Source organism: Vibrio sp. 1S139 (assembly GCF_041439475.1).
GTDB lineage: Bacteria > Pseudomonadota > Gammaproteobacteria > Enterobacterales > Vibrionaceae > Vibrio > Vibrio crassostreae_C.
In genome coordinates, this window is the sequence record NZ_JBGOOD010000031.1 from 18,381 (window position 1) to 43,072 (window position 24,692).

The window sequence follows — 24,692 nt, forward strand, 5'->3', positions numbered from 1 at the left end:
CGAGAGCCAATTATGAAAATTGAAAACGTATTGCTATCAAGTTTGTGCATCATCGCGCCATTCCTACTTTTCACCTAACTCATTCAACAGGGACGTTGTGACCTTTATTCCCGAGGAGGAAATAAATGATCAATAAACGTTTAACTACCGTGATTCTGACTGGTGTTTTGGCTGCTCTGTTTTTTGCCAAAGCAAGCGTTGGAAGCGAAAGCTTTAAGAATGCAGCCACCATGGATCAATCGCAGCAGCATCAAGATGTCGTGCAATTGTTGGATGAAGCTTACCAAGGGCAATTGGATGCCCAGCTCTCTGTTGCTTACTTATATCTGAGCGGAGATGGCGTAGAACAGAATGATGAAAAAGCCGCGGAGTGGTTCGTCACCGCAGCCAATAACGGTAGCCCTGAAGCTCAAACACAGCTTGGGTTGATGTATATCTCTGGAAGTGGCGTTCAAGCCAGCCAAGCGGAAGCTGTCATCTGGATCGGCATGGCAGCAGCTCAAGAGTATGACCCTGCGCTCGACTTATTACATTGGATGTCGCAAGCCGCGCACTAATTCAAATCCTAACTCAGGTTAATCACAGAAAGGTTAACCACAGAAAAAGTTATTCGCAGAAAAGTTAATTACTGAAACAAGTTAATCACAGAAATTGGAGAACGTCTTATGCAGACATTCAAGAAATCTTTAGTCTTCACTGCAATGGCCGCGGCAAGCAGTGCTGCTCTTGCGGCTGAATCAGAAAAACCGAATATTGTTGTCATTGTTGGCGATGATGTGGGCTTTGCCGATACTCAGCCTTATGGCTCAGAAGCCAATACACCAAACCTAATGGCGCTGGCTGAAGAGGGGGTTAAGTTTACTAACTTTCACGCGTCACCAACCTCATCGGTAACGCGCTCTATGATGTTAACCGGAGCAAATAGCCACGAGGTTGGGCTAGGCACCTTCGACTATGCTGTCTATCCGGGTGCGATTGGCAAGCCGGGTTATGAAGGTTACCTCACCAAGAAAGGGGTTACGGTCGCAACGCTGCTTAAAGAGAGTGGTTATAACACTTACCTCTCTGGGAAATGGCACTTGGGGCACGACGATGGTTTCTTACCTGACGATCGAGGTTTTGAAGAGAGTTACGGTATCTTAGCGGGCGGCTCGAATCACTTTAATCGAGATATGATGTTCCCGGCCAAAAATGCCGCGACAGCGGATGCGCTGCAAAAAGGGGATATTCCCGGCGTCGAAGTTGAGCCAACTTACCGTAACGGTGAAGTGGTTGAGGACAAGTACAAAGGCGAGTACTCAGACCAAGTTTACACCAACGAGATCATCAAGATGATCGACAGCAAAAAAGACGACGGTAAGCCTTTCTTCGCTTACGTCCCATTCACCGGTATTCACCTGCCATTGCAAGCGCCTGAGTCTGCCTATCAAGATAAAGTCGATTACTACGTTGAACATGGTTGGGACTCGGTTCGAGAAGATCGTTTCCAACGCATGAAAGAGATGGGCGTGATTCCAAAAGACGCCGATATTTCAGATCGTAACGCATTAAGCCGCCCTTGGGACTCGCTTTCTGAGAAAGAACAAAAGTGGTACGGCAAGAAAATGGCTGTCGCGATGGGCATGATGGAAATGCAGGACCAACAAGTCGGTCAGATAGTCGATTACCTGAAAGAAATCGGGGAATACGATAATACTTACATCATGTACCTAGCGGATAACGGCCCAGAAGCGGCGGATATTACCGGTGAAAATATCAGTGATTTGATCCGAACGTGGACTGCTCATCATTTTGATAATTCGACTGAAAACTTGGGCAAGGCGAACTCCAGTGTGTCACTTGGCCCTGAGTGGGCAAGCGCTTCAACCGGTGGCCTATCTTGGTACAAAGCTTACACAGCAGAGGGCGGTATCCGTGTGCCGTTTATCGTTAAGCCAGCCAAAGCGCTTCTAGAGGGTGAAGATGCGTTACAGCCGGGAACTCAGACAGACGACTTATCTCAAGTGAAGGACATTGCAGCCACGATTCTCGAGATTGCAGAGGTAGAGCATCCAGGAACGGAATATCAAGGTCGAGAAGTCGCACCAATGAGTGGCGTGAGCTTGTTGCCTTACTTCAAAGGTGAAACGGCAGAGGTGCACAGTGCCGATAATGCGATTCCATTTGAATTGTTTGGTAGCGGGATTTTGCTAAAAGGTGATCATAAGATCATTCGAATCTCTACGGGAATGGGTGGCGACAGTGAGTGGCACTTATACAACACCAAGAAAGACCCAGCCGAGCAACATGACTTGAGAAATCAAATGCCAGGTCTGTTCCTTGAAATGGTCGCTGAATATCAAGAGTACGAAAAAGCGCAAAACATCGTCCCGGTTGACGAAGCGTGGAATCCGTTTGAAAACGTGAAATAGAGGAAATGAACCACTCGGCCAACCTAATGCCATTAAGCTTGGTTGGTCGATGAACACCGTGTAAAGGAATTACGAATTGTTTTGGCTAATACAATAACTTTTACATCGAGGCACTCTTCATGACGACATTATCGCTATCAAACTTGAGTTCAATTCCACAGTTCAATGGCAAAGCACACAGCAAACTTCAGGCGTTAGCAAAACCGATTGGGGCGGTGTGTAATATCAGCTGCACCTACTGCTATTACTTAGAAAAACAGCAGCTGCTTGAATACCCAAAAGGCTCTCAATATACGATGGATGAAGTCCTGTTAGAGCGTTATATCAAACAGTACATAGAGGGGCAGAACACGCCTGAAATCATCTTTTCTTGGCATGGTGGAGAGCCTACCTTGTTGGGGATTGAGTACTTTCAAAAGGTCGTCGAGCTGCAGAAAAAATATTGTCCCAACCACAGTAAGATCAGCAATGACCTTCAAACCAACGGAACGTTATTGAATGATGCGTGGTGCGAGTTCTTCAAGAAGAATGACTTTATCATTGGCGTCAGTATTGATGGACCAGAGCACCTACATAATCACTACCGAACTAACCGTGCAGGCAAAGGCACTTTTTCTCAAACAATGCGTGGCATTCGCTACTTGAAACAACATAACGTCGAGTTCGCGACTCTAAGCTGCGTGAATGATGTGACAGGTAAGTATCCACTCGAGGTTTATCGCTTTCTACGCGATGAAGTGGGTTCGAAGCAATTGCAGTTTATTCCTGTCGTCGATAAGCGTGAGGCTCATACCAACAATAAATGGTTGAGCAACCAACAAGCGATCATTCCTGTATCAGGTGAGGTTGAACCGTGGAGTGTCGGCTCTGCGCAATGGGGAGAGTTCCTCACTACCATTTTTGACGAATGGTTCGAGCATGATTTTGGTCGGGTATTAGTGCCGTACTTTGAAAATTTTATCGGCGTATGGATGGGCAGAGAAAGCACCATGTGTACCTTGAGTGAGATCTGCGGCAAAGGGTTAGCAGTTGAGCCCAATGGCGATGTGTACTCATGTGATCATTATGTCTTTCCTGAATTTCAGCTGGGTAATATTCAGGAACAAGCACTTTCAACTTTAGCCTTTTCGCCAAAGCAGCAGCGTTTTGGGTTCGCCAAACAAAAGTCTCTGCCGAAACAATGCCAAGCCTGTGAGTTTAAATTTGCATGTCATGGCGAATGCCCCAAAAACCGTATCATCACAAGCCGAGATGGTGAAGCGGGGTTAAATTATCTCTGTGAAGGTTGGCTGAGCTTCTTCAAGCATGTCGACCCGGTTATTAAGGGTTTACTCAAAGCCAATAATATTGCGTCTCGTCTGGGGTAATGGAGTAGGCGTGAATGGATTCAATCAAGATTTAAAGTTAGATAAAAGGCTCACTAAATTGTGCGAGCCTTTTGGTATTTGGTATTTGGCTTCTGGTTACGGGGGTATTTAGTCAGCCGATTCTTGTGCCGAGATCATGGCAAGAATGGTCTCATCCATGGCATTGTTTAGAATCGAACGGTTGCGCTGCATAGCGGCCATAAGCGTTGAGCCTAGCCATAAGCCATAAAGCGTTCGAGATAGCGATTCTGGCTCTGCGATAGTGAAATCACCATCGGCATTACCTTCTTCAAACAGCTTTGCCATACGCAGGATGATCTTTTCTGCACCTTCTGCCATGGTCGATTGCAACGGGTTTTCAGAACCAGCTACTTCTCCCGCCAGTTTTACGACAAGACATTGGATATTGAAGTCTTCAGTCAGTTTCGACGCACACCAAAACTCGAAATAGGCTTTAACGCGGTCACGACGAGAAAGCGACTCATCACTTAAAAAGTCATCCAGCTTAGCGAGATGCTCATCAAAGTAGTTAGTAAGAAGGATCTCACCAAAGTGCTCTTTGGATTTAAAGTAGTGGTAAAAAGAACCCTTCGTGCCTTCCGCTTGGTTGATGATCTTCATCAGGCCAACACCAGCAAAACCGTGTTCATTAATAAGGCTAAACCCTGCATCGAGCATAGCTTGTCGCATGTCTTTCATTGTTCTTACTCTTTATGCTGAGAATGAGGAATAGTGTAACGAGCAACATACCAACCGTCCAGTCTAGCGCGTTAGGACGCGGTCAATAATTGACTCGTTTCGTCAAAGTAACTTTTTCTCTTATTGGTACTTCTAAGCGGCAAAATTTTTTCAAGATAAGCACATCCTATAAATCGAAAATAACAACCTTAAAGGGCTTGTTTGGTGCCTTAAAATGGCTAAATTGGGGTGTTTTAAGTTGCTGTTTTTATTGGTTTTTAATTTAGTGTTTTCTTGAGATCGCAATGATAGTCTTAGCGTAATTTCTTTAGGGGGCTAAATGGACACCAATAACAGCACTTATCATCACCACAGTTTTGCTCAGCAAGACTTATCAGAGCTTACATTTATAGCCTGCACGTTTATCCGTTGTGATTTCAGACGTTCTAACTTACGTGATGCAACGTTTATTAACTGTAAGTTTATTGAGCAAGGCGATATTGAGGGATGCCACTTTGATATTGCCGACTTACGAGATGCAAGCTTTCAGAATTGTCAGTTGGCGATGGCGAATTTCAGTAACGCGAATTGTTATGGTATTGAGCTACGTGAATGCGACCTGAAAGGGGCGAACTTCACTCGTGCGAATTTTGCCAATCAGGTAAGCAATAGAATGTACTTTTGCTCGGCATACATCACGGGTTGCAACCTGTCTTACGCTAATTTTGAACAGGCTTGTTTAGAGAAGTGCGAGCTATTTGAGAACCGTTGGATAGGCACTTATCTTGGTGGGGCGTCTCTGAAAGAGTCTGATCTCAGCCGAGGTGTGTTTTCGGAAGACGTATGGGGGCAATTTAGTATGCAAGGTGCTAATTTATGCCATGCAGAATTAGAAGGGTTGGACCCAAGAAAAGTGGATACAACAGGAATCAAAATTGTTGCGTGGCAGCAAGAGCAACTGCTTGAAACCATGGGTATTGTGGTGATGCCCGATTGATAGGGCTAGCGAAGCGAGTAAATGGTATAGAGAATGCGGTTGTATTGTTTTTCTAACCATTGATAAACTACTGGCTCGCGGCTGCACATGTTTATATTCAATTTAATCAAGAGAAAATTATGACTATAGAAAATGTGCTTCCTGAAGATTACGCAGAAATGCTTAAGGTTTGGGAGAATTCGGTCCGAGCAACTCATGACTTTATTACAGAAGAAGATATTGAGTTTTTTAAACCTATCATCATGGAACATGCGTTCCCTGCGGTTTCTTTGAAATGCGTTAAAAATGAAAGTGGTTCGATTGTTGGCTTCGTGGGTGTCCATGATGCAAAAGTTGAGATGCTTTTCGTTTTAAATGAAGTTCGAGGGCAAGGCGTAGGTACGGTGTTGTTGCAACATGCCATTAAGCAGTTAGCAGCCACTAAAGTTGACGTTAATGAGCAAAACCCACAAGCGGTAGGTTTCTATCAGCACATGGGGTTCAAAATTGAATCACGATCTCCAATTGATGACATGGGAAAACCATTTCCAATTCTGCATATGACGCTGTAAGCCTCGGTTGTCGTATCACTCGGTTGTAATCAACCACAGTCGCTAGAAGAAAAGCCCAAAGCTAATAACTTTGGGCTTTTCCGTATCTGAACCAATGATAACCAAATTATCCAATATGAGGCAGATCTGAATAGGTGCGTGAACGAGGTGTTACTCACTTACAAAGTGGTGGTGTTTGTATTTCATACGGGATCTTGGTCACTGATCTTAGCGCTTAACATTACCCAAACGCCCAAATTAAATGTAACCATCATCACAATTAATACTTGGTCAATACGTATAAATAGATCTTTATCACGTTTGTGTAATCTTATTTAAATCCTATAACTGGGCTTGCTATCAAATTTAAACTATTGACTTGTTGTTAATAATAAAATTGTAATTAAATTTCATGATAAATATGAGAGGTAGAGAATAACTAATCGTTTGACTCTGATATTTAAGTGACCTGGTTCTCACTTTGTTGCCATTTCTCTATTCTTCTACTTCCATTGATAATAATCCCAACAAAAACGAACAAAGAATAACTGGGATATATTATGCTTTATGACCACGACCTAATTGATGTTATTAACCACTCTGAATACAAGTGGGAAGATGCAGTTAAGGAAACGACTCGTTACCTACAAGATAAGGGCTACGTTACCGATAACTACGCAGACGCGATCATTCAGTCAACGCATGATAATGGACCTTATTACGTTCTTTGTCCAGGTATTGCTATGCCTCATGCCCGCCCAGAAGCAGGTGTACTAAAGACTGGACTTGGTATTCATGTCTTTTCTAACCCGGTGGATTTTGGGTCTGATATGGGGCCTGCCAATGTCTTATTAACATTAGCTGCAAAGGATTCAGATACACACATTGAGGTTATTCAAGCGCTTAGCGAAATGCTGGTTGATGAAGAAAACATTGCCAAACTGGCTGCTTCTTCTTCAAAAGCAGAAGTGCTTGAAATTATTAAAAGTTACTAATAATAACCTTTGAAAATAAGGAATATAACGTGTCTACAAATATAAGAGCCAAAGTGCAAGCTTTTGGTGGTCATCTGACTGCCATGGTATTGCCAAATATCGGAGCCTTCATTGCTTGGGGCTTCATTACCGCATTATTTATCCCAACAGGTTGGATGCCGAATGAGTATTTCGGTGAGCTTGTTGGTCCGATGATTACCTATTTATTACCATTATTGATTGGTTATACCGGTGGTCAGATTGTTGGTAACAAGCGTGGTGCTGTAGCTGGTGCTATCGGTACTATGGGTGTTATTGCCGGCGCCGAGATTCCAATGTTTGTTGGTGCAATGATCATGGGTCCACTAAGTGGCTGGGTGATTGTTCAAATCGATAAACGCCTGCAAGACAAGATCCCTTCTGGTTTCGAGATGGTGGTAAACAACTTCTCGCTAGGTATCTTCGGCATGTTGATGTGTCTATTTGCTTACGCGATTGTTGGTCCAGCTGTAACTGCAGCGAACCTATTCGTTAAATCGGGCATCGAAGCGCTTGTAGCGACTGGCTACCTACCGTTACTTGCAATTATTAATGAACCAGCAAAAGTCTTGTTCCTGAACAACGCTATCGACCAAGGTATTTACTACCCACTAGGCCTACAAGCAGCAGCTGAAACAGGCAAATCTATCTTCTTTATGGTGGCGTCTAACCCTGGCCCTGGTTTAGGTATGCTTCTGGCTTACGCTAAGTTTGGTCAAGGTCTAAGTAAGAAATCAGCACCAAGTGCAATCATCATCCACTTCTTCGGTGGTATTCATGAGCTGTACTTCCCATACGTGCTAATGAAGCCAATCATGATTTTAGCGATGATTGCAGGTGCGGCAACAGGCATCGCAACGTTCAATCTACTTGATGGTGGTCTGGTTGCAGGTCCAAGTCCAGGTTCAATCTTCTCTTACCTAGCTCTAACACCAAAAGGCAGCTTCTTCGCGACCATCGCCGGTGTAACAACAGCAACGATTGTTTCTTTCTTAGTCGCAAGCGCAATCCTCAAAGTAAGCAAGAAAGAGGAGTCTGAAGAAGAGTTTGAGCAATCAATCACAGACATGAAAGATATGAAAGCTGAAGGTGCAGCAGCAAAATCGCCAGCACAAGCAGCGGTAAAAGCAGAAGCGAAAGACATTAAATTTGTCGCCTTTGCATGTGATGCAGGGATGGGCTCAAGCGCAATGGGGGCATCAACCTTTAAGCGCAAACTCGAAAAAGCCGGCTTTAACGTTGAAGTGAAGAACTTCGCAATCGAAAAAGTGCCGAGCAACGCGGACGTGGTGGTGACCCACGAGAGTCTAGAGAGTCGAGCAATCAAAGCAACAGGCCTGCCTGTGGTGACCATCAAGAACTTCCTACATGACCCAGCATTAGACAACCTAATGGACACCATCGGTCAGCAAGCTTAATTAATATTCTGGGGTCAGGTATTGGCCCCACTTTTCGGAGATAAAATCATGGTTCAAACAACTGCAGCGGTAATTTGTGGTGAGAAAGACGTTCAACTAAGAACCTTCGATCTACCAAAGATTTCAGATGATGAACTGCTGGTTAAAAACGTTTCAAACAGCATCTGTCTATCGACTTACAAAGCAGCACTCCTCGGCAGTAACCACAAACGTGTGCCTGAAAATATTGCTGAAGTACCTGTAATGACAGGCCATGAATACGCAGGTGTGATTGTAGAAGTAGGTGCTAACTTACAAGACCGTTTTAAGCCGGGCGAACCATTTGTACTGCAGCCCGCAATGGGCTTGCCAACAGGCTACTCAGCAGGCTACAGCTACGAGACATTCGGTGGTAACGCGACGTACTCAATCATCCCTAAAGTAGCGATTGATTTAGACTGTGTGCTGCCATACAAGAGTTCTTACTATGCAAACGCATCGCTTGCAGAGCCAATGTCTTGCATCATCGGTGCGTTCCACGCTAGCTACCACACAACCCCATACGTGTATGAACATCAAATGGGCATCAAAGAGGGCGGAGCGTTAGCGCTACTTGCATGTGCTGGCCCTATGGGTATTGGCGCGATTGATTACGCGATTAACGGCCCTGTGAAGCCAAGCCGTATTGTGGTGACTGATATCGATGAAGCTCGTCTCTCGCGCGCAGAAAGCCTTATCCCGGTATCAAAAGCGACCGAGAATGGTATTGAACTCCATTACGTAAACACAGCGAAAATTGATGACCCTGTTACGTACTTAAAAGAACTGAATGACGGCAATGGCTATGACGATGTCATGGTGTATGCAGCGGTTGCACAGGTGCTTGAGCAAGCTGATGAGCTATTAGGTAACGATGGCTGCCTGAACTTCTTTGCTGGTCCAACAGATAAGCAATTTAAAGTACCGTTCAACTTTTACAATGTGCATTATGAATCTACGCATATTGTAGGAACCTCTGGCGGTTCAACAGGGGATATGGTTGAATCCATTGAACTTTCGGAAGCGGGTAAGATCAACCCATCATTTATGCTAACTCACGTTGGTGGCTTAGAGGCGGCACCTCACACTATCCTAAATCAACTGGATATTCCGGGTGGTAAAAAGCTAATCTACCCGCATATTGACCTGCCACTGACGGCAATTGATGAGTTCCATAAGCTAGCAGAGCAAGACCCGTTCTTCGGCGAACTAGACCGAATTTTGAAAGATAACAACTACGTTTGGAACGAACTGGCAGAGAAAGCACTGCTTGAGTTCTACGGCGTTAGCCTAACGGCGTAATCGATGATTTCGTGGCAGCTACACTGCTGCCACGACCAATAAGGAACATGTTATTACGGTGCAAGACGAATTATTAGATGCCTTAGAAGAGTGCGAAACCGCCACTTGTTTTATCCAAGCATCTCATAAGCTGATTAGCGTTAAGTTAAAGCATTTGTTACCAAGGGTATTTGTTCAAGATCCTTTGGTGATTGAGTATGCCGTGACCCCTCTACTCAAAGAGGATGGTCCTTTGGTCGAGATTGATGTGGTATCAAAGCTGATGTTTGCGATGGGTAAGATCTCACTAGAGAGTTACGCAGATATTAACTTGTTTGACCAAATGCACGGTTTTGTCGCTCAGCAACAAGAGCCAATTTCGTTTAGTGATGATGTCATTTACGACTTCATCACTAATCAAGCGACGCTCTCAAAGAGCGACGGCAGCATCTATCTTGATTCGATTAACCAATTAAAATTTTCATCATTCGACTCCTTTTCTCAAGCTCGCTATGAGTCACTGGTCAAAACCGTGTTGAAGCTCGCTTGCGAAGGTTTGTTAGAAACCGTGGAGAACGAAATTTTAGATTAAGGCTTTTCATATGAAAGTTTCCCTAAATGTCAGTGGCTTTGAGACCGAAGCTGTGTTTTCAGATAACAATATCGAACAAATTCATAAGCCATTGGTTGAAAAGTTTTCTCGTCTTTACCAAGAAAAGAACGAACGAACGGTTATATTCTTAGCTGCGCCTCCTGGCAGTGGAAAATCAACCCTAGCGGCATTCTGGGAGTACCTATCTCACACAATCCCAAATGTTGAACCATTGCAGGTGCTGCCTTTCGATGGCTTTCATTACCCGAACGAGATCCTCGATTCGAATTACACCATCCGCGGTGAAGAGAAGATAAAGCTGCGTAGTATTAAAGGCGCACACGAAACCTTTAACCTCACATCTCTTATCGACAAACTCAAGAAGCTAAAAGTTCAAGACCCAAAGTGGCCTTACTACGATCGTAACCTGCATGATCCAGTTGATGACGCAATCACCGTTGAAAAAGAGATTGTGGTGATTGAGGGAAATTGGCTTCTGCTCGATGAACCAGTATGGAGTGGGTTGAATGAGCTTGCTGATTTCACCATCTTCATCGATACCGCTCCTAAGTTTTTAGAAGAGCGTTTAGTGAACCGCAAGATTCGTGGTGGCTCAACGCTTGAAGAGGCTCTCGCTTTTTATAAAAGTTCAGATTCAAAGAATGTAGACATGGTTTTAAATCATTCTGTAAAAGCGGACCTAACTCTATATATGAACCAAGATGGTTCTTTTGATATCAATTAATTCTAGGAGGTCGCTATGAAGATCGTCGTCGACAGCCACACTCATACTCTTGCCAGCGGCCATGCTTACAGCACTATTATTGAGAACGCTAAAGCAGCACAGCATAAGGGGCTGAAACTTCTTTGTACAACGGATCATGCTCCTGAAATGCCGGGTGCCCCCCACTACTGGTTTTTCAACAATCAAAGAATTTTGCCCCGCTTTCTTCACTATGTTGGAATCCTGCGTGGAGTGGAAGCAAACATCACCAACATTGAAGGAGACTTAGATCTATCCCCTTCAACCTATCAGCACCTTGACTGGACTATTGCCAGCTTCCACGAACCTGTGTTTCCTCCATCCACTGAAGAGATACATACCCAAGCCCTCATTAATATAATTGAGGGGGGAAAGGTTGATGTGCTTGGGCACCTTGGTAACCCAAATTACCCATTTGATATTCGAGCCGTGCTCGAGTGTGCTAAACAGCACAATGTGGCGATTGAGGTGAACAATACCTCTTTGACGGGAAAAAGCCGCAAGGGGAGTGATGTACGCTGTTCTAAGATTGTGGAGATTGGAAAGCAAGTCGGGGTTTATTTCTCGACAGGCTCAGATGCCCATTTTTGTGAAGATATAGGGCGTGTAGATCTCGCCATAGCGCTCCTTGAAAAGCATGATGTGGAAGAAGACAAAATAATCACTACCTCAACATCCCGCTTTTTGAACTTTTTATTATTGCGCGGTAAGAGTCGAATCGAAGAATTTTCACACTTATATTAAGTGTGTTGTTGAGTTAATGATTACTGGTATCAAAAAGCCCAAAGCTAATAACTTTGGGCTTTTCCGTATTTGGTAACCAGCATTTTATAATGAATTGTAGAAAAGAGAATGCTTGGTGAATAGAGAACTGATTAGTGCATGCCTGAACGCATCTTGTCGGCGAGTGCAAAGAAGACAAAAATGACGAAGCATACTAGAGCAACACACAGTGAAGCTATGATTGTTGTTGCGTCTTTTGATATCAATGGAACAACGATAGAAGCTAATGCAACTAACATAACCAAGATATGAACGATTCGTCCGATGATTGGGTTTTTATGACAGAATGAAGCCCATAGGTAACGCGTTTTTAACACCAGTATAACATTAGAGGGTTTATTCTATTTTGTTAATGAGTATTTTGTAAATAATATTCTATAACAAGAGCCTATAAATATGAACTAAGTCATCATTGTGTAAAACTAGTTAAATAACAGGGGTTTATCAATAGAAAAAAGATTGCTTCTCATTTTTATAAAAAAACATAGTATTCGGTATTGTGTTGGATATTAAGCTAAAATTTGTTCAATTTTGATTTCTTGACTTAAGATCTCATTTACTGAGTGTTTTGTTAAGAGATCGTTTGCGTATAGCCATTGATGCCATAAATACCAACCGAATTAGAATCAGTCTAGAGCCTATTATTAGTTTTATGTTATTTATCAAAGCGACTCCTCAAATTGAGATCGAAGTAATCTTGTGAGTTTTTCGGTTTGATATACTCAGTATTCATTCGAAAAAGATGATGGAGATGATATGTCGAAAACCGCGAAGATCATTAATGAAGATAAGCTGGTAAAAAAAGCAGTTGAAGTCGGTTTTAAGATGGCAAAGCTACAAGGTTTTGATTTGCCAAATTCATCCCAACCGATAAAGGTTGAAGCGGTGTACTTGTTCCTGGTTGAAGTCAATCAGATCACACCGTTACCGGACGATAAGCTTGATGGCGCGAACATTAAGAAGCGTTTAGCACTCTGGCTTCATAAGGCACTGCCGGATAATGACCCGCTAAAATAAAGAAGTTCTGAATACTGGTGCAGTTCTCCTGATTTGAACTGAATGATTGGCAACCTTTCCCCTAATCTCACTTATTGTTTTAATGTACGAAAGCCTAGCGATTACTTGCTAGGCTTTTTAGTTTCCGGGATTTTTTGTATCGATGATGTGCTGATTGTTTTGACTTTTCTGTCCCCAGTTTCTTTGACTTATTACTTGGATCTAAATTGCTTGTACTGGTTTGGTTGGGTCCGAAGCTTCTCCTGTGTTTGAGCCATCGTTTGTAATGTGGTCGTATTTCTCGGTTAAGTGATCTTGAATCTTTTGGTGATATGCACCGTTCAGTTTGTAGAAGCGGAAGTAGATGATTAACGCAATGGCAAAGAAGAAAGCAGGTAGGCCGACCATGATGCATTGCATGCCGAATACGGTTTCAGGGCTTTGCGTTACGTTGGGCACATAATCAACAGCGGTGAGTGCGATACCAATGAAGAAAGCGGCGAACGCAGAGCCTGCTTTTACGACCAAGGTTTGCACTGAGTAGGCGATACTTTCACAACGAGAACCTAGTTTAAACTCACCGTAATCGACCGTGTCTGCCACCATAATCACGTTCAATACCCAGAACAGAGCGGTACCGATTTGTAGGAAGACGCCTGCCGTTGATATCAGCAGAATGCTTTGTTTGTCATACATGCCGACGTAGATGAGTACCGCGCTGCCTAAGATAGGGAAAGTGGATGCACAGGCCCATAAAACTCGGCGTGAGAACATTTTCGCTAGCTTAGGAAATAACACTAGAGTAATAAGGTTCGCGATACCTGCATACGCCATGTAGTACGGGAACAGTTCTTCATTGCCGACCACATAAGTGAAGTAGTAAACCGCGAAGGCGGTAATGATGTTGGTCGCAAGGTTGTAAGACAACGCCATACACAAAACACTGGTCAGTTGGTCGTTTTTGTAGATAAGTGACAGCAGCTTTTTCAGTGAAACCTTTTCTTCAGGTTGAGTTGTGTCTAGGTTGGCGGTTGAATAACGTTCCTTCACATTACGCAATGTAATGAAAGTTGATACCAAGAAACAAACGATCAGCAAGAGTGTAAAAATCTGGAAGCCTAACCCTTTGTCGTCACCACCTACGTAATTCACGAAAGGCATCGCGATAGCCGCAGTTACAATCCAAGCTAGGCTAGCAAAGAAGCGAGGGTATGGGACGAGCTCTTCACGTTCACGCTTATCCAAGGTGAGTGTTGGAACCAATGACCAAAAAGGAATATCCATTAATGTGTAGGCCATGCCCCAAAGAATATAGGTGACAGCAGCGTAAGCGATTAGCCAAGGGCCTTCGATATAGTGAGCACTAAACACCATCAATAGAACGACTGAATTGGCGAGCGTGCCGATTAAAATCCAAGGCTTGAATTTACCCCAACGAGTGCGGGTATTGTTGACCAGCCATCCCATAATTGGGTCATTGACCGCATCCCAGATACGTGCGACGAGGAAAATAGTACCGACTGCAGCGGCAGAAATACCGACCACATCCGTGTAGTAAAACATTAGGTACATATAGACGATGGTGATTGCGAAGTCTTTACCAAATGCGCCAAAGCCATAACTGAGCTTGGTATTCATTGAGATACTCATTGCCACTCCTTACGCCTCCTTAATAAGAAGGCGTTAATATTCACGTTATTGTATTTTTATTAGTATGAGATTACTTGTTAACCCACTCTGGTAACCAACCTTCATGAGCCTCAATTAAGTCATCAACCAGCGCGTATATCTCTTCTATTCCAAGTACTGCGGCGGTATGAGGATCAAGCATCGCAGCATGATAAATACGGTCGCGGTTTTCAGTGAGAATGGCTTCGGTTAATAGAGTTTGAACGTTGATGTTGGTTTGCATCAATGCCGCTAAGTGATTTGGTAGGCGACCAACTTTGATCGGTTGCACACCATTCGCATCAACTAAACAAGCGACCTCAACACAGCAACCTTGCGGCAGGTTATCGATTAAGGCTTCGTTTTTAACGTTGCCATAGATGACGCTCGGTATACCTGTCCAGATGGAGTTCATGATGGTGCTAGCGTACTCATGAGATTCTTCAACGGTGATCTTATCGGCCATTTTGAACTCTTGAAGATCCTTTTTCCAATCGGCAATCTGTTCGACACAACGCTTAGGGTATTCATCCAGTGGTACTTTATAACGTTCGATTAAATCTGGACGATTTGGCTTGATAAAGTAGGGGGTGTATTCAGAAAAATGTTCAGAAGACTCTGTCACAAAGTAGCCAAGCTTCTTAAACATCTCATAGCGGACTAAGTTGGTGCAGCGACCATTGTGATAAATACCCGGTTTCGGTGCTTGGCCACTCTCAAAGGCTTCCAGTAGGTCAGGATAAATGTCGACGTACTCGCCACTTGCTGTTTTCTTCTCGAGGGTCAGGTAGTAAGCCATGTGGTTGATGCCAGCGCAGGTGTAGCGAAGGTCTGCGTAATCTAAGTCTAGGTCTCGAGCTAGTTCTTCAGCAGTACCTTGTACAGAGTGACATAAACCGACTTGTTTAATGTGCGGATACTTCTCGTACATTGCCCATGTGTTCATTGCCATTGGGTTGACGTAGTTGAGCATGGTGGCGTTCGGGCAAACCTCCGTCATATCTTCACAGACACTCCAAAGATGCGGGACTGTGCGCAGTGAACGCATTATGCCGCCCGGACCAAGTGTGTCTGCGATTGTTTGTTCCAGACCATGGCGCTTACACACCTCGAAATCGGTGACGGTACAAGGTTCGTAACCGCCGATTTGGAAAGCGATGACGACAAAATCTGCGTCTTGTAGCGCTTCTTTCTGATTTAAGTGACATGAAATAGAGCCAGTAGCGCCTGATGATTCCATCAACTTACTGACGACAAGGTGAGACTCTTCTAATCGGGTCTCATCAATATCCATCAAGGCGACATGAGCGTTTTGTAATGCCGAACGGTGGAAAACGTCACCAAGAATGTTCTTAACAAAAATGGTTGAGCCAGCACCGATGAATGTGATCTTAGGGCTTTGCATAGTGGAATCCTTTATTTCTCTGAGTTCTTTGTTGATGCAGATAAATTACACCTAGAACCCATGTCGATTCGTCTCAGCTAATCGAATAGCTCTCCTGTTTTCTAATATTTTTAAATCACTAAATAGAAATCTTAGGAAATGGGACAACTTGCTGGCTTTTAAGGAGAGAGTTTATGCAATGAAGCGGGTTTTTCACTTAAGATACTGACTCTAATCACATCGTGATGATCTTATGAATTGGGGTACTGCGGCTCTATGATCGCCTTCAGAGTTTTATTATCGAGGAACTGCTAAAACTCAGCTATACGATTTCCTAAGGAGCGAGATATGCCGCAATCAGCCACAGATACGGTGAGAATTATCACTTTAGATAAGTACTCATCCGAGACCGTGTCGGTAAGTCCGCTTTCTCTCTATTCTTCCTATGAGAAAATCGATATCGAACTCAGAGCGCCTCACTCCATGCCAGGCTATCACTGGCATGGTCAAGTTGAGGTGAATATTCCCTTTGGGGATGATGTGGAGTACATCATTAACGGCAGTCCGGTTGTGGTTAAGAGCGGATCGATTGGCTTGTTTTGGGCATCGGTACCGCATCGACTTACCAATCCAGGTCAATGCCATAATATGGGGATCATCAACATACCAATTCACCATTTTATGTCGTGGGCTCTCAGTCGGGATTTTATCAATCAGATAACTCACGGTAGTGTATTGCAATCGAATTCCTGTGCGTTGATCAGTGAGTTTGAAATCTCCCGTTGGGCACAAGAGATAAAACATTCGTCCGAAAGCCGTCAACAGTTAGCTATGGATGAAATTGGCTTAATGCTTAAACGAATCTGCCTTGATGGTTGGCAACAACTGCTGGTAAATCGACAGGATAAGTCGACCAAGAAAGGGGTATCGAAACACTCCCAGTTCTATGTCAGCCAGATGTTGGAATACATTGCGACTCACCATAATCAGCTATTAACCGTTAAAGATATCGCTGAACATATTGGGTTACACAGCAACTACGCGATGAACGTATTTCAGCGAACGATGCAGATGACCATTAAGCAGTACATCACAGCGATGCGCATCAACCACGCTCGTGCTTTGCTGAGCGATACGGATAGAACCATTCTCGATATCTCACTCACGGTGGGCTTCAATTCGAGCAGCCGATTCTATGAAACCTTCCAAACGTACATTGGTGTCACGCCGACTCAATATAGAAAATTAGCGAGAGAAGATCACCGATGGAGCAGTCATGGGGCCAGCCCGCTATACGACCTTGAGAAAGGTGCGTGTGATGGCAAAAGGCCATTAACGACGACAGACAGTTAGCGGTATTGATATAACCCGATACAAGCAAAGCCACAGCATGTGCTGTGGCTTTGTTGCTATGGAATCAAGGGAGTTTGTCCTTTCTAGAACGTTTTCGACTAGCTTTCGACTAGTGATTCACTTGCTCGACAATCTCGCGTGTTAAGCGGGCAATCTCATCCCACTCTCCATTTTCAACGAGTTTCTTGTCGACCATCCATGTACCACCGCAGGCTAATACTTGAGGCACCGCTAAGTAGTTATCGATGTTTGATGGCGTGATACCGCCTGTAGGCATGAGTCTAATGTCGCCGTATGGACCAACGAGTGACTTAACCATGCTGATTCCACCTGAAGCTTCGGCAGGGAAAAACTTGAGAGTCGTTAGTCCCATCTCAAGTGCTGCTTCAACGGTGCTTGGATTGTTCACACCTGGAATGATATCGATGCCGATCTCTTGGCATGCTTTAACTGTGTTCGGATTAAAGCCCGGTGATACTACAAAGGTCGCGCCCGCTTCTTTTGCTGCGAGTGCTTGCTTATGGTTCAAGATGGTGCCCGCGCCGATCAGCATGTCAGGCTGTGCTTGGCGAAGCAGTCGGATAGCTTCAACAGCGGCGTCTGAACGGAACGTAATTTCAGCCACTGGCAGCCCATTCTCAGCCAATACTTTGCCTAGTGGGATGATGTCTTCTGCGTTATCAATGGCGATAACAGGGATAACTTTAAGTGCTTTTAGCTGTTCGTTAATTGTAGACATGTGTACTTCTTAATATCAGTTTGAAAGAGTGTCGGTGATGGATTTTGGGATGATTGCGCCATGATGTTGAATCACCAATCTGGCTAACGCATTACCTTGGTGGCAGGCTTCTTCAATAGAACCTCCAGCGAGATAGCAAGATAAGAAACCGCCGTTAAAAGAGTCGCCAGCAGAGGTGCTATCTACCACAGTTTCGACAGGTGTCGTTGTGACTTTTACGGGAGCATTTTCGGGGTTTTCGCTGATCAAGCAGCCTTCAGATCCAAGCTTGACAACAACGATTTTGACACCGAGTGCATGCAGCCTTGTTGTGGTGTCTTGTGGCGTTTGATCGCTCCACAACAGTTGTTCATCATCGAACGTGACTAGGGCGATGTCGGTCGTTTTATAACCTAATAGATAGCATTCTTTAGTTGCGGCCTCTGAGCTCCACAGCTTTGGCCGGTAGTTACTATCAAAGGCGATGGTAACGCCACGTTCACGCAGGCCTTCAATGATAGTGAGCAACTTTAGCTGATCGCTGTGTGGCAGTATCGCGAGGGAAATGCCACTCAGAAACACCATATCAACATCGTGAAGTTGGTTGGCTATCTTATCGAAATCGGGGTGCTGTACCATGTAGCGAGCCGCCGAATCGTTGCGCCAGTATAGGAAGGTGCGCTCACCAACATCGTCGAGTTGAATGAGATAGAGCCCGGGTGAACGCTGCTCGTCAATAAGCACGAATTCGGTTGATAGTCCTTCATCTTGCCATCGGTTAAGCATCTCTTGGCTGATAGCGTCAGAGCCAAGCGCCGAGACATAGCTAGTTCGCATCGCTGGATTCGCAGTGTTATTGCAGTTCATGGGGTTGCTAACCGCAGCGCTGCGGTTCAAGTAGATTGCCGCGTTTAATGTGTCTCCACCATAGCTTTGATGCATGTCGCCAAATGGAGCCCCATTCAGTTCAATCATGCACTCACCGATGATTGCGATGTGGGTCATAATATAGCCTTAGAAAGGAAAGGTTGGGTTTGTTCGTATTGAGGAAAGCATGACCATAATGAGATATGGTCATGCTTTTTCGATTCTAATCTTACGGGAGTGAGACTAGCCGATTACTTGTTGTCTAGTTTTACGAACAACATCGTTAGGACGAAAGACAGTGCAAATACACCCACCACGCCCATCAGTGCTTGAATGAAGTTTTGCGTACCGCCTGCAAGGTAAGCTGGCAAGCTGAATACAGAAGAAAGAATGTAGCTTGTTAAGTGCGTATCGATTGTTACCGAGATAGCACCGAACACGCCTGCAGCCAAGCTCGCGGTCATCATCGCTTTGGTGTATTTCGTGAGTACACCAAATAGAGCCGGTTCCGTGATGCCTAAGATAGCGGTAACACTTGAGCCCATCGTAATTGAAGATTGCTCTTTAGAAACCGTTTTACATTGCTTGTGCCAGATAGCCATTGTCGCGCCAGCAATTGCCATGTTACCCAAACACATGATTGGCATAAGTAGATCCTTACCATACAGTGCAAAGTTGTTCAGGCTGATTGGCGTCATGCTGTGGTGGATACCAAATACGATGGTGATCGGGCGAGTTAGACCAAACACAAAGCCTGTTAACGTCGGAGAGATTTCCAGTAGTGAGCTCATCACCCAACCTGCGCCATTACTTAGCCAGATACCAGCAGGGCCAACAAATGATAGCGTGATGGTCGAAGTTACCGTAAAGGCAAGCAGTGGTGTAAATACAGGCTTCGCAGAAGAAGGAACTAGGCGGTCAACTAACGGAGTCACTTTAGACAATAACCAGATTGCTAGAATCGCAGGAACAATCGCGCCGCCGTAGTTGAGCAGCTCAATAGGAACCACGCCAAGAACGGTCAGCTCCGGAGCAGCGCCTGCGTCTTTTAGCATTGTTGCTTTATCAACAAGCAGAGGCGCTAGCATTGCTGAAGAGACAGCAAGCGCAATGTATTCGTTTACTTTGAATACCTTAGCGGCAGAGAAAGAAACCAGCATAGGTAAGAAGAAGAACACAGCAACAGAGATCGAGCGGAAGAAATAAACTGTGTCTGAGGTTTCAGAGATAACATTGGTTGCAATAAGACCAGACAACAGGCCCATCAACATACCCGCGCCAGCGATTGCGGGTACAACCGGACCAAAGATGCCTGCGACAATACGCATCACGCCTTGGAACAGCTTGCCTTTCTCTAGTTCATCAGCCGGATTAGCGTCAGCTTGTTGAGTGTTTGATAGCGCGTTGAACCACTTCTCGACCTCAACACCGATGATGACTTGAGTTTGGCCTTGTTGAAGTACCACACCTTTCACATCTGCGATCTGCTTGATTGCTTCTTCGTCTACCAGCGACTCGTCTGCTAATTTGAATCTCAGCCTTGTCATACAGTGCGTGATACTCACGATATTGTCTTCACCACCAAGTGCAGTGATTAATAACTGTATATTTTCTTTGAAATTTTTCTTCTTCGATGATGACTTCGAGTTATTAATAACGGCATCACTTTTTTCTACCATTTGCATACTACACCTGTTATTGGAATATATTTAACTCGAGCAATCATAACGACAACCAATTTAAATCCAACGGAGTAAAAAGAGATCTCAATCACACTTAAAATCCGAAAAATTATTTTTTCACCGTTTTTGGCCAATTGGTATGTTTTGGTTATCAAAAAAAATCACTTAACGTACCAATTATTTTTACGCAAAATTAGCGCTTGAAATGTGGTTTTTAAAGCGGTTAGATAATAGGAGTTGACTTAAGTTTAGGTTATTTAATTGTGAAAGAAACTATTATATCTGATATCCATTGTATTATTACTAAACCAGACAGACACAACCTCATTACCGTGGTAGTTGAAACGAATGAAGGCGTGACAGGGTTTGGTTGTGCGACATTCCAACAAAGACCGCTTGCTGTAAAAACAATGGTCGATGAATATTTAAAACCTATTCTTATTGGTAAAAACGCCAATAATATTGAAGACTTATGGCAAATGATGATGGTCAACGCTTATTGGCGAAATGGCCCTGTTATCAATAATGCAATTTCCGGTGTTGATATGGCACTGTGGGATATTAAAGCCAAATTGGCGGGTATGCCGTTACACCAGTTATTTGGTGGTAAGTCTCGTGATGCTATTCCTGTATACACACACGCGACGAGCGACACGATGGAAGGGATTTATGAGCTGGTGGAATCTTTCCTAGACAAAGGCTACAAGCACATTCGTTGTCAGCTTGGTTTCTATGGCGGCGTTCCAACGGATTTGCATACCACTCAAAACCCGACTGAAGGTTCGTACTACGACCAAGATCAGTACATGGACAATACTCTAACGATGTTTAAGTCGCTGAGAGAGAAATATGGTAACCAATTCCATATTCTTCATGATGTTCATGAGCGCCTATTCCCGAACCAAGCGATACAATTTGCGAAGGAAGTCGAGCAATATAAGCCGTATTTCATTGAAGATATTCTGCCGCCAAATCAAACGGAATGGTTGGATAATATTCGCAGCCAGAGCTCAGTTTCATTAGGTTTAGGGGAGTTATTTAATAACCCTGAAGAGTGGAAATCATTGATTGCTAACCGCCGCATTGATTTCATTCGTTGCCATGTTTCACAGATTGGTGGTATTACCCCAGCTCTGAAACTCGGCCATCTATGTCAGAACTTCGGTGTTCGTATTGCATGGCATTGCCCGCCAGATATGACGCCAATTGGCGCAGCGGTAAACACGCATTTGAATGTGCATTTACACAATGCTGCCATTCAAGAACATGTCGAGTACAACGAGAATACACACAAGGTATTCCCGAACGCTGCAGAGCCAATTAATGGCTACTTATACGCTTCTGAAATCGCAGGTATTGGTGTTGAAATCGACCGAGAGGTTGCAGCCGAGTTCCCTGTTATGTATCGCCCCCACGAGTGGACTCAAAGTCGCCTTCCTGATGGCGCGATTCATACCCCTTAACTCGTATTTTTAATATCAAATGGTCGCTATAAGCGGCCATTTTCTTATTTAATATACTTACCAGATATTACGTATTATCTGGTAAGTATATTTCTAGTATCATTAAATTAATAATATTAGATGTGAAATAATATTAGTGGCTAATCTATAGAGTAATTAACTTATATCTATAAAAATTAACCATATTAAATCTAATTAAAAGGTTACTTCTTATCTCGGAAGCTCATGCTCTCATTGTTAAAAGGAGTGTGATAGGTGCATTGATATTTGATGTCGATGATATCGCTGACGATGAATAGATCCCCCGATGCTAAGAAACCTCGGTTGGTGATATTCATCGCCGCGGCATTTTTTTTGCAGCCGAGCAACTCCGCGTCTTCTTTAGATACGTTGATCGCTTGATACGTCGTTAAGTAGCTATCGATCTGAAGACCTTTCGCCAATGCATGTTTCTGGATTGAGCTTTCAATGATCTCGGCATTCATCTCTGGGAAGACACTGACAGGGATCTTGGCTTCTTCAATCTGAACTACTTTGTTGTTAATCAATCGAAGCCGTCTAATTTTCCAGATGTAGTCATTGTCGTCTAAAGAAAAAATCTGCTGTTCGTGGTTATCGGGTAGCGCTTTATTCAACTGGAGCTTTTTATAAGAGATCTCTTCAAAACTGTTTTCAGTGATGGAGTTGTACACCAGTGGTGTACCAATGAGAGAAGTGTTGACGAAGTAGCCAGACCCCACCTTAGATTTCACCATGCCAATAGCCTCTAGCTTGGCTAGTGCTTTACGAATCGTGAAACGAGATAATCCATATATTTCAGACAGTTCTCTTTCTGCAGGAAGCTTATGGCTGATACTGTTTTGGCAAATTTTGCTCACAATATCTTGAACAACTAATTCATATTTTTTCATTCTAAAAACTTAAAAAAGCACTCATGGTGGTTAAATTATAGTTAACTAAATCAGATGCTCAGCGCATTCCGAACTGGCCGATAATTCTAACATAGAAGGCCAATTAGATGATGGGAAATGAGCCGTGTTCTATCGTTTAAATACTTCTGACGGCGCATCGACAATCGTGTCATCTACAGCTGATCTATGTTGATGGTTGTATCGTTTTGAATATTAATAAGGCCGTCGTAATGATGGCCTTTTTTGTACTCTATTGATTGTATATTCTAACCAAGGTTTTAAATTTATAAACGTTCGCTATGAATCTTGATGTGCGGCACTTTGTGTCGTTTTTCCATCAATGACATGGTGATACGGGAGTGTGTATGAGTTCTAATGAAATCAAAAATGTGGTGTTTGATGTAGGCAATGTCATTGTGCGTTGGGCACCTCTGGAAATTGCCCGGCTTACTTTTGGTGATACTGAAGAATTGGAGTCTCGAGCTCGTTCTATTTTTCAAAGTACGATTTGGATGGATTTGAACAAAGGGTTCTTGACCGAAAGTGAGGCCAAGCTTCGTTATCAACAAGAACTCGACTTGTCCCCGTTAGAGTGCGATCGCCTGTTCTATTACGTTAAGCAAACGCAGATCTTATTGCACGGTTCAGTTGAACTCATCGAGCGAGTAAAGTCTGCAGGTTATGGTGTGTACGCGCTTACCGACAATGTGGTCGAGATTGTTGAATACTTAAAAAATACTTATCAATTTTGGGCGTTGTTTGATGGTGCGGCAGTATCTGCTGAACTTGGTTTGCTTAAGCCACAACCTGAAATCTACCAAGTGCTGTTATCTAATTATGGGCTTAAAGCTTCAGAAACCGTCTTCATTGATGATATGCCTTATAACGTTGAAGGTGCGAGATCTGTGGGTATGGCTGCTATCCAGTTTACCGATGCCGTTCAGTGTGAAAACAGCTTGCAGGCGCTTGGCGTTAATTTATTAGATTGACACCTTGGCGAGTGAGTTAAATTTGAGGGTGTAGAAAATGAAAAGATACCCACCTAAGTCTATCGTTGCATTCTTGTTTTTGACTATATCGGCGCTGGTTTTAGTCCCGGCTGTCGTGCTCCAAATTCGCGGTGAACAAGTGTGCGATAAAACAACGCTGATAATTAGATTAAGAGCCATGCTATTGAAACATCGCTCTTTTTTAGATTTGGATACGCGCTTTCTTGTTTAATCGCGAGTTTGTTCGGCATTCAAATGCCGAATCAACTTGGCTGGAGTGCCGCCGTACAGGCAATCTGGTGGTACATCACTGTTAACCACTGAGTTCGCTGCGATAACAGAGCGAGCGCCAATCGTAACGCCTTGGTTGATGACTGAGTTTCCACCAATCCACACATCGTCTTCGACTGTGATAGGTAGGCAGAAAGTTTCCCACTTACGGCGGCTGAGATAATCCAGTGAGTGGGAGGCTGTGTAAAACTGGGCACTTGGCCCTATCAATACATTGTTACCAATCTTGATATTCGCGCCATCAAGCATCACCACGTTCATGTTGATAAAGGTGTCGTCACCGATCTCGATGGTTTTGCCAAACTCGCAATGAAAAGGAGGACGGACAACGCTGCTTCCTACTTTACCAAACAGATTAGCCTGAAGACTTGGTAGTTGAGTATCGTCTGAACATTGATTCAAGTCTGATAGCGCCTTGCTGGCGTGAGTGCGCATGTGGTCTACCTCATGGTCTGCGCCATCAAAAATCTCGCCGGACAGCATTTTCTCGAGTTCTGTTTTCATTGTTTGCATCCCATT

At 43.9% G+C, this 24,692-nt stretch carries 24 protein-coding genes; 15 read left to right on the forward strand and 9 right to left on the reverse strand.

Going from position 1 to position 24,692, the window contains the following annotated elements; all coding sequences use genetic code 11:
* Positions 1-125: 125 nt before the first annotated feature.
* From ACED46_RS12075 to ACED46_RS12085, 3 genes are all read left to right on the forward strand, one after another.
* Complete coding sequence (locus tag ACED46_RS12075) at positions 126-557, forward strand: tetratricopeptide repeat protein (RefSeq protein ID WP_371721524.1); 432 nt, start codon at positions 126-128, stop codon at positions 555-557.
* A gap of 108 nt (positions 558-665) precedes the next feature.
* Complete coding sequence (locus ACED46_RS12080) at positions 666-2,411, forward strand: arylsulfatase (RefSeq protein WP_371721525.1); 1,746 nt, start codon at positions 666-668, stop codon at positions 2,409-2,411.
* Between the two features lie 119 nt (positions 2,412-2,530).
* On the forward strand, positions 2,531-3,778 hold the full coding sequence (locus tag ACED46_RS12085; protein WP_371721526.1) for an anaerobic sulfatase maturase: 1,248 nt from the start codon (positions 2,531-2,533) through the stop codon (positions 3,776-3,778).
* A gap of 108 nt (positions 3,779-3,886) precedes the next feature.
* Here the strand turns inward: ACED46_RS12085 and ACED46_RS12090 are convergent, their stop codons facing one another.
* Positions 3,887-4,477: a TetR/AcrR family transcriptional regulator gene (locus tag ACED46_RS12090; protein WP_371721527.1), complete on the reverse strand. Its 591-nt coding sequence runs from the start codon at positions 4,475-4,477 to the stop codon at positions 3,887-3,889.
* 319 nt (positions 4,478-4,796) lie between these two features.
* On the opposite strand from ACED46_RS12090, the gene ACED46_RS12095 reads away from it, so the two are divergent.
* The 8 genes from ACED46_RS12095 (at position 4,797) to ACED46_RS12130 (ending at position 11,812) form a co-directional block, all read left to right on the forward strand.
* Positions 4,797-5,453, forward strand: a complete 657-nt coding sequence (locus tag ACED46_RS12095) for a Qnr family pentapeptide repeat protein (RefSeq protein ID WP_108110772.1) — start codon at positions 4,797-4,799, stop codon at positions 5,451-5,453.
* Positions 5,454-5,572: 119 nt separating this feature from the next.
* Positions 5,573-6,004 (forward strand): GNAT family N-acetyltransferase, encoded by a 432-nt coding sequence (locus tag ACED46_RS12100; RefSeq protein WP_102497200.1) that lies wholly within the window; start codon positions 5,573-5,575, stop codon positions 6,002-6,004.
* 539 nt (positions 6,005-6,543) lie between these two features.
* A complete protein-coding gene (locus ACED46_RS12105) occupies positions 6,544-6,978 on the forward strand; it encodes a PTS sugar transporter subunit IIA (RefSeq protein ID WP_371721528.1) in 435 nt (144 codons plus the stop codon).
* 29 nt (positions 6,979-7,007) lie between these two features.
* Entirely contained in the window at positions 7,008-8,414 is a 1,407-nt protein-coding gene (locus tag ACED46_RS12110; RefSeq protein WP_371721529.1) for a PTS mannitol transporter subunit IICB, read from the forward strand.
* A 48-nt stretch (positions 8,415-8,462) separates the two neighbouring features.
* Positions 8,463-9,734 carry a zinc-binding dehydrogenase gene (locus ACED46_RS12115; RefSeq protein WP_017065192.1) on the forward strand — a complete coding sequence of 424 codons (1,272 nt, stop codon included), beginning with the start codon at positions 8,463-8,465 and terminating at the stop codon, positions 9,732-9,734.
* Between the two features lie 52 nt (positions 9,735-9,786).
* Complete coding sequence (locus ACED46_RS12120; RefSeq protein WP_048609996.1) at positions 9,787-10,305, forward strand: MltR family transcriptional regulator; 519 nt, start codon at positions 9,787-9,789, stop codon at positions 10,303-10,305.
* Positions 10,306-10,315: 10 nt separating this feature from the next.
* Positions 10,316-11,050, forward strand: a complete 735-nt coding sequence (locus ACED46_RS12125) for a nucleoside/nucleotide kinase family protein (RefSeq protein WP_017065845.1) — start codon at positions 10,316-10,318, stop codon at positions 11,048-11,050.
* Positions 11,051-11,065: 15 nt separating this feature from the next.
* Entirely contained in the window at positions 11,066-11,812 is a 747-nt protein-coding gene (locus tag ACED46_RS12130; RefSeq protein WP_371721531.1) for a phosphatase, read from the forward strand.
* Between the two features lie 131 nt (positions 11,813-11,943).
* Here ACED46_RS12130 and ACED46_RS12135 read toward each other — a convergent pair whose 3' ends face one another.
* The gene (locus ACED46_RS12135) at positions 11,944-12,168 is read right to left on the reverse strand and encodes a hypothetical protein (RefSeq protein WP_371721532.1); all 225 of its coding nucleotides are present in this window, start codon (positions 12,166-12,168) and stop codon (positions 11,944-11,946) included.
* A gap of 439 nt (positions 12,169-12,607) precedes the next feature.
* On the opposite strand from ACED46_RS12135, the gene ACED46_RS12140 reads away from it, so the two are divergent.
* Positions 12,608-12,868 (forward strand): DUF5062 family protein, encoded by a 261-nt coding sequence (locus ACED46_RS12140; protein WP_371721533.1) that lies wholly within the window; start codon positions 12,608-12,610, stop codon positions 12,866-12,868.
* Positions 12,869-13,069: 201 nt separating this feature from the next.
* Here ACED46_RS12140 and melB read toward each other — a convergent pair whose 3' ends face one another.
* Together melB and ACED46_RS12150 are read right to left on the reverse strand one after the other, a co-directional pair.
* The gene (melB, locus tag ACED46_RS12145) at positions 13,070-14,497 is read right to left on the reverse strand and encodes a melibiose:sodium transporter MelB (RefSeq protein ID WP_371721534.1); all 1,428 of its coding nucleotides are present in this window, start codon (positions 14,495-14,497) and stop codon (positions 13,070-13,072) included.
* 70 nt (positions 14,498-14,567) lie between these two features.
* Positions 14,568-15,920 carry an alpha-glucosidase/alpha-galactosidase gene (locus tag ACED46_RS12150; protein WP_371721535.1) on the reverse strand — a complete coding sequence of 451 codons (1,353 nt, stop codon included), beginning with the start codon at positions 15,918-15,920 and terminating at the stop codon, positions 14,568-14,570.
* A gap of 327 nt (positions 15,921-16,247) precedes the next feature.
* Between ACED46_RS12150 and melR the strand changes: the two genes are divergently transcribed.
* Positions 16,248-17,252 (forward strand): transcriptional regulator MelR, encoded by a 1,005-nt coding sequence (melR, locus tag ACED46_RS12155; protein WP_371721536.1) that lies wholly within the window; start codon positions 16,248-16,250, stop codon positions 17,250-17,252.
* Positions 17,253-17,361: 109 nt separating this feature from the next.
* On the opposite strand, the gene ACED46_RS12160 is transcribed toward melR, so the two are convergent.
* From ACED46_RS12160 to ACED46_RS12170, 3 genes are all read right to left on the reverse strand, one after another.
* Positions 17,362-17,991 carry a bifunctional 4-hydroxy-2-oxoglutarate aldolase/2-dehydro-3-deoxy-phosphogluconate aldolase gene (locus ACED46_RS12160; RefSeq protein WP_371721537.1) on the reverse strand — a complete coding sequence of 210 codons (630 nt, stop codon included), beginning with the start codon at positions 17,989-17,991 and terminating at the stop codon, positions 17,362-17,364.
* A gap of 15 nt (positions 17,992-18,006) precedes the next feature.
* Entirely contained in the window at positions 18,007-18,975 is a 969-nt protein-coding gene (locus tag ACED46_RS12165; RefSeq protein ID WP_371721538.1) for a sugar kinase, read from the reverse strand.
* 113 nt (positions 18,976-19,088) lie between these two features.
* Positions 19,089-20,522 carry a PTS transporter subunit EIIC gene (locus ACED46_RS12170; protein ID WP_371721539.1) on the reverse strand — a complete coding sequence of 478 codons (1,434 nt, stop codon included), beginning with the start codon at positions 20,520-20,522 and terminating at the stop codon, positions 19,089-19,091.
* A 260-nt stretch (positions 20,523-20,782) separates the two neighbouring features.
* Between ACED46_RS12170 and ACED46_RS12175 the strand changes: the two genes are divergently transcribed.
* Complete coding sequence (locus ACED46_RS12175; RefSeq protein WP_004732372.1) at positions 20,783-21,982, forward strand: enolase C-terminal domain-like protein; 1,200 nt, start codon at positions 20,783-20,785, stop codon at positions 21,980-21,982.
* A 203-nt stretch (positions 21,983-22,185) separates the two neighbouring features.
* On the opposite strand, the gene ACED46_RS12180 is transcribed toward ACED46_RS12175, so the two are convergent.
* On the reverse strand, positions 22,186-22,893 hold the full coding sequence (locus ACED46_RS12180) for a GntR family transcriptional regulator (protein ID WP_017061088.1): 708 nt from the start codon (positions 22,891-22,893) through the stop codon (positions 22,186-22,188).
* A gap of 365 nt (positions 22,894-23,258) precedes the next feature.
* Between ACED46_RS12180 and ACED46_RS12185 the strand changes: the two genes are divergently transcribed.
* Positions 23,259-23,882, forward strand: a complete 624-nt coding sequence (locus ACED46_RS12185; protein WP_371721540.1) for an HAD family hydrolase — start codon at positions 23,259-23,261, stop codon at positions 23,880-23,882.
* Between the two features lie 228 nt (positions 23,883-24,110).
* On the opposite strand, the gene ACED46_RS12190 is transcribed toward ACED46_RS12185, so the two are convergent.
* On the reverse strand, positions 24,111-24,677 hold the full coding sequence (locus tag ACED46_RS12190; protein ID WP_102321248.1) for a sugar O-acetyltransferase: 567 nt from the start codon (positions 24,675-24,677) through the stop codon (positions 24,111-24,113).
* Between the last annotated feature and the right edge of the window lie 15 nt (positions 24,678-24,692).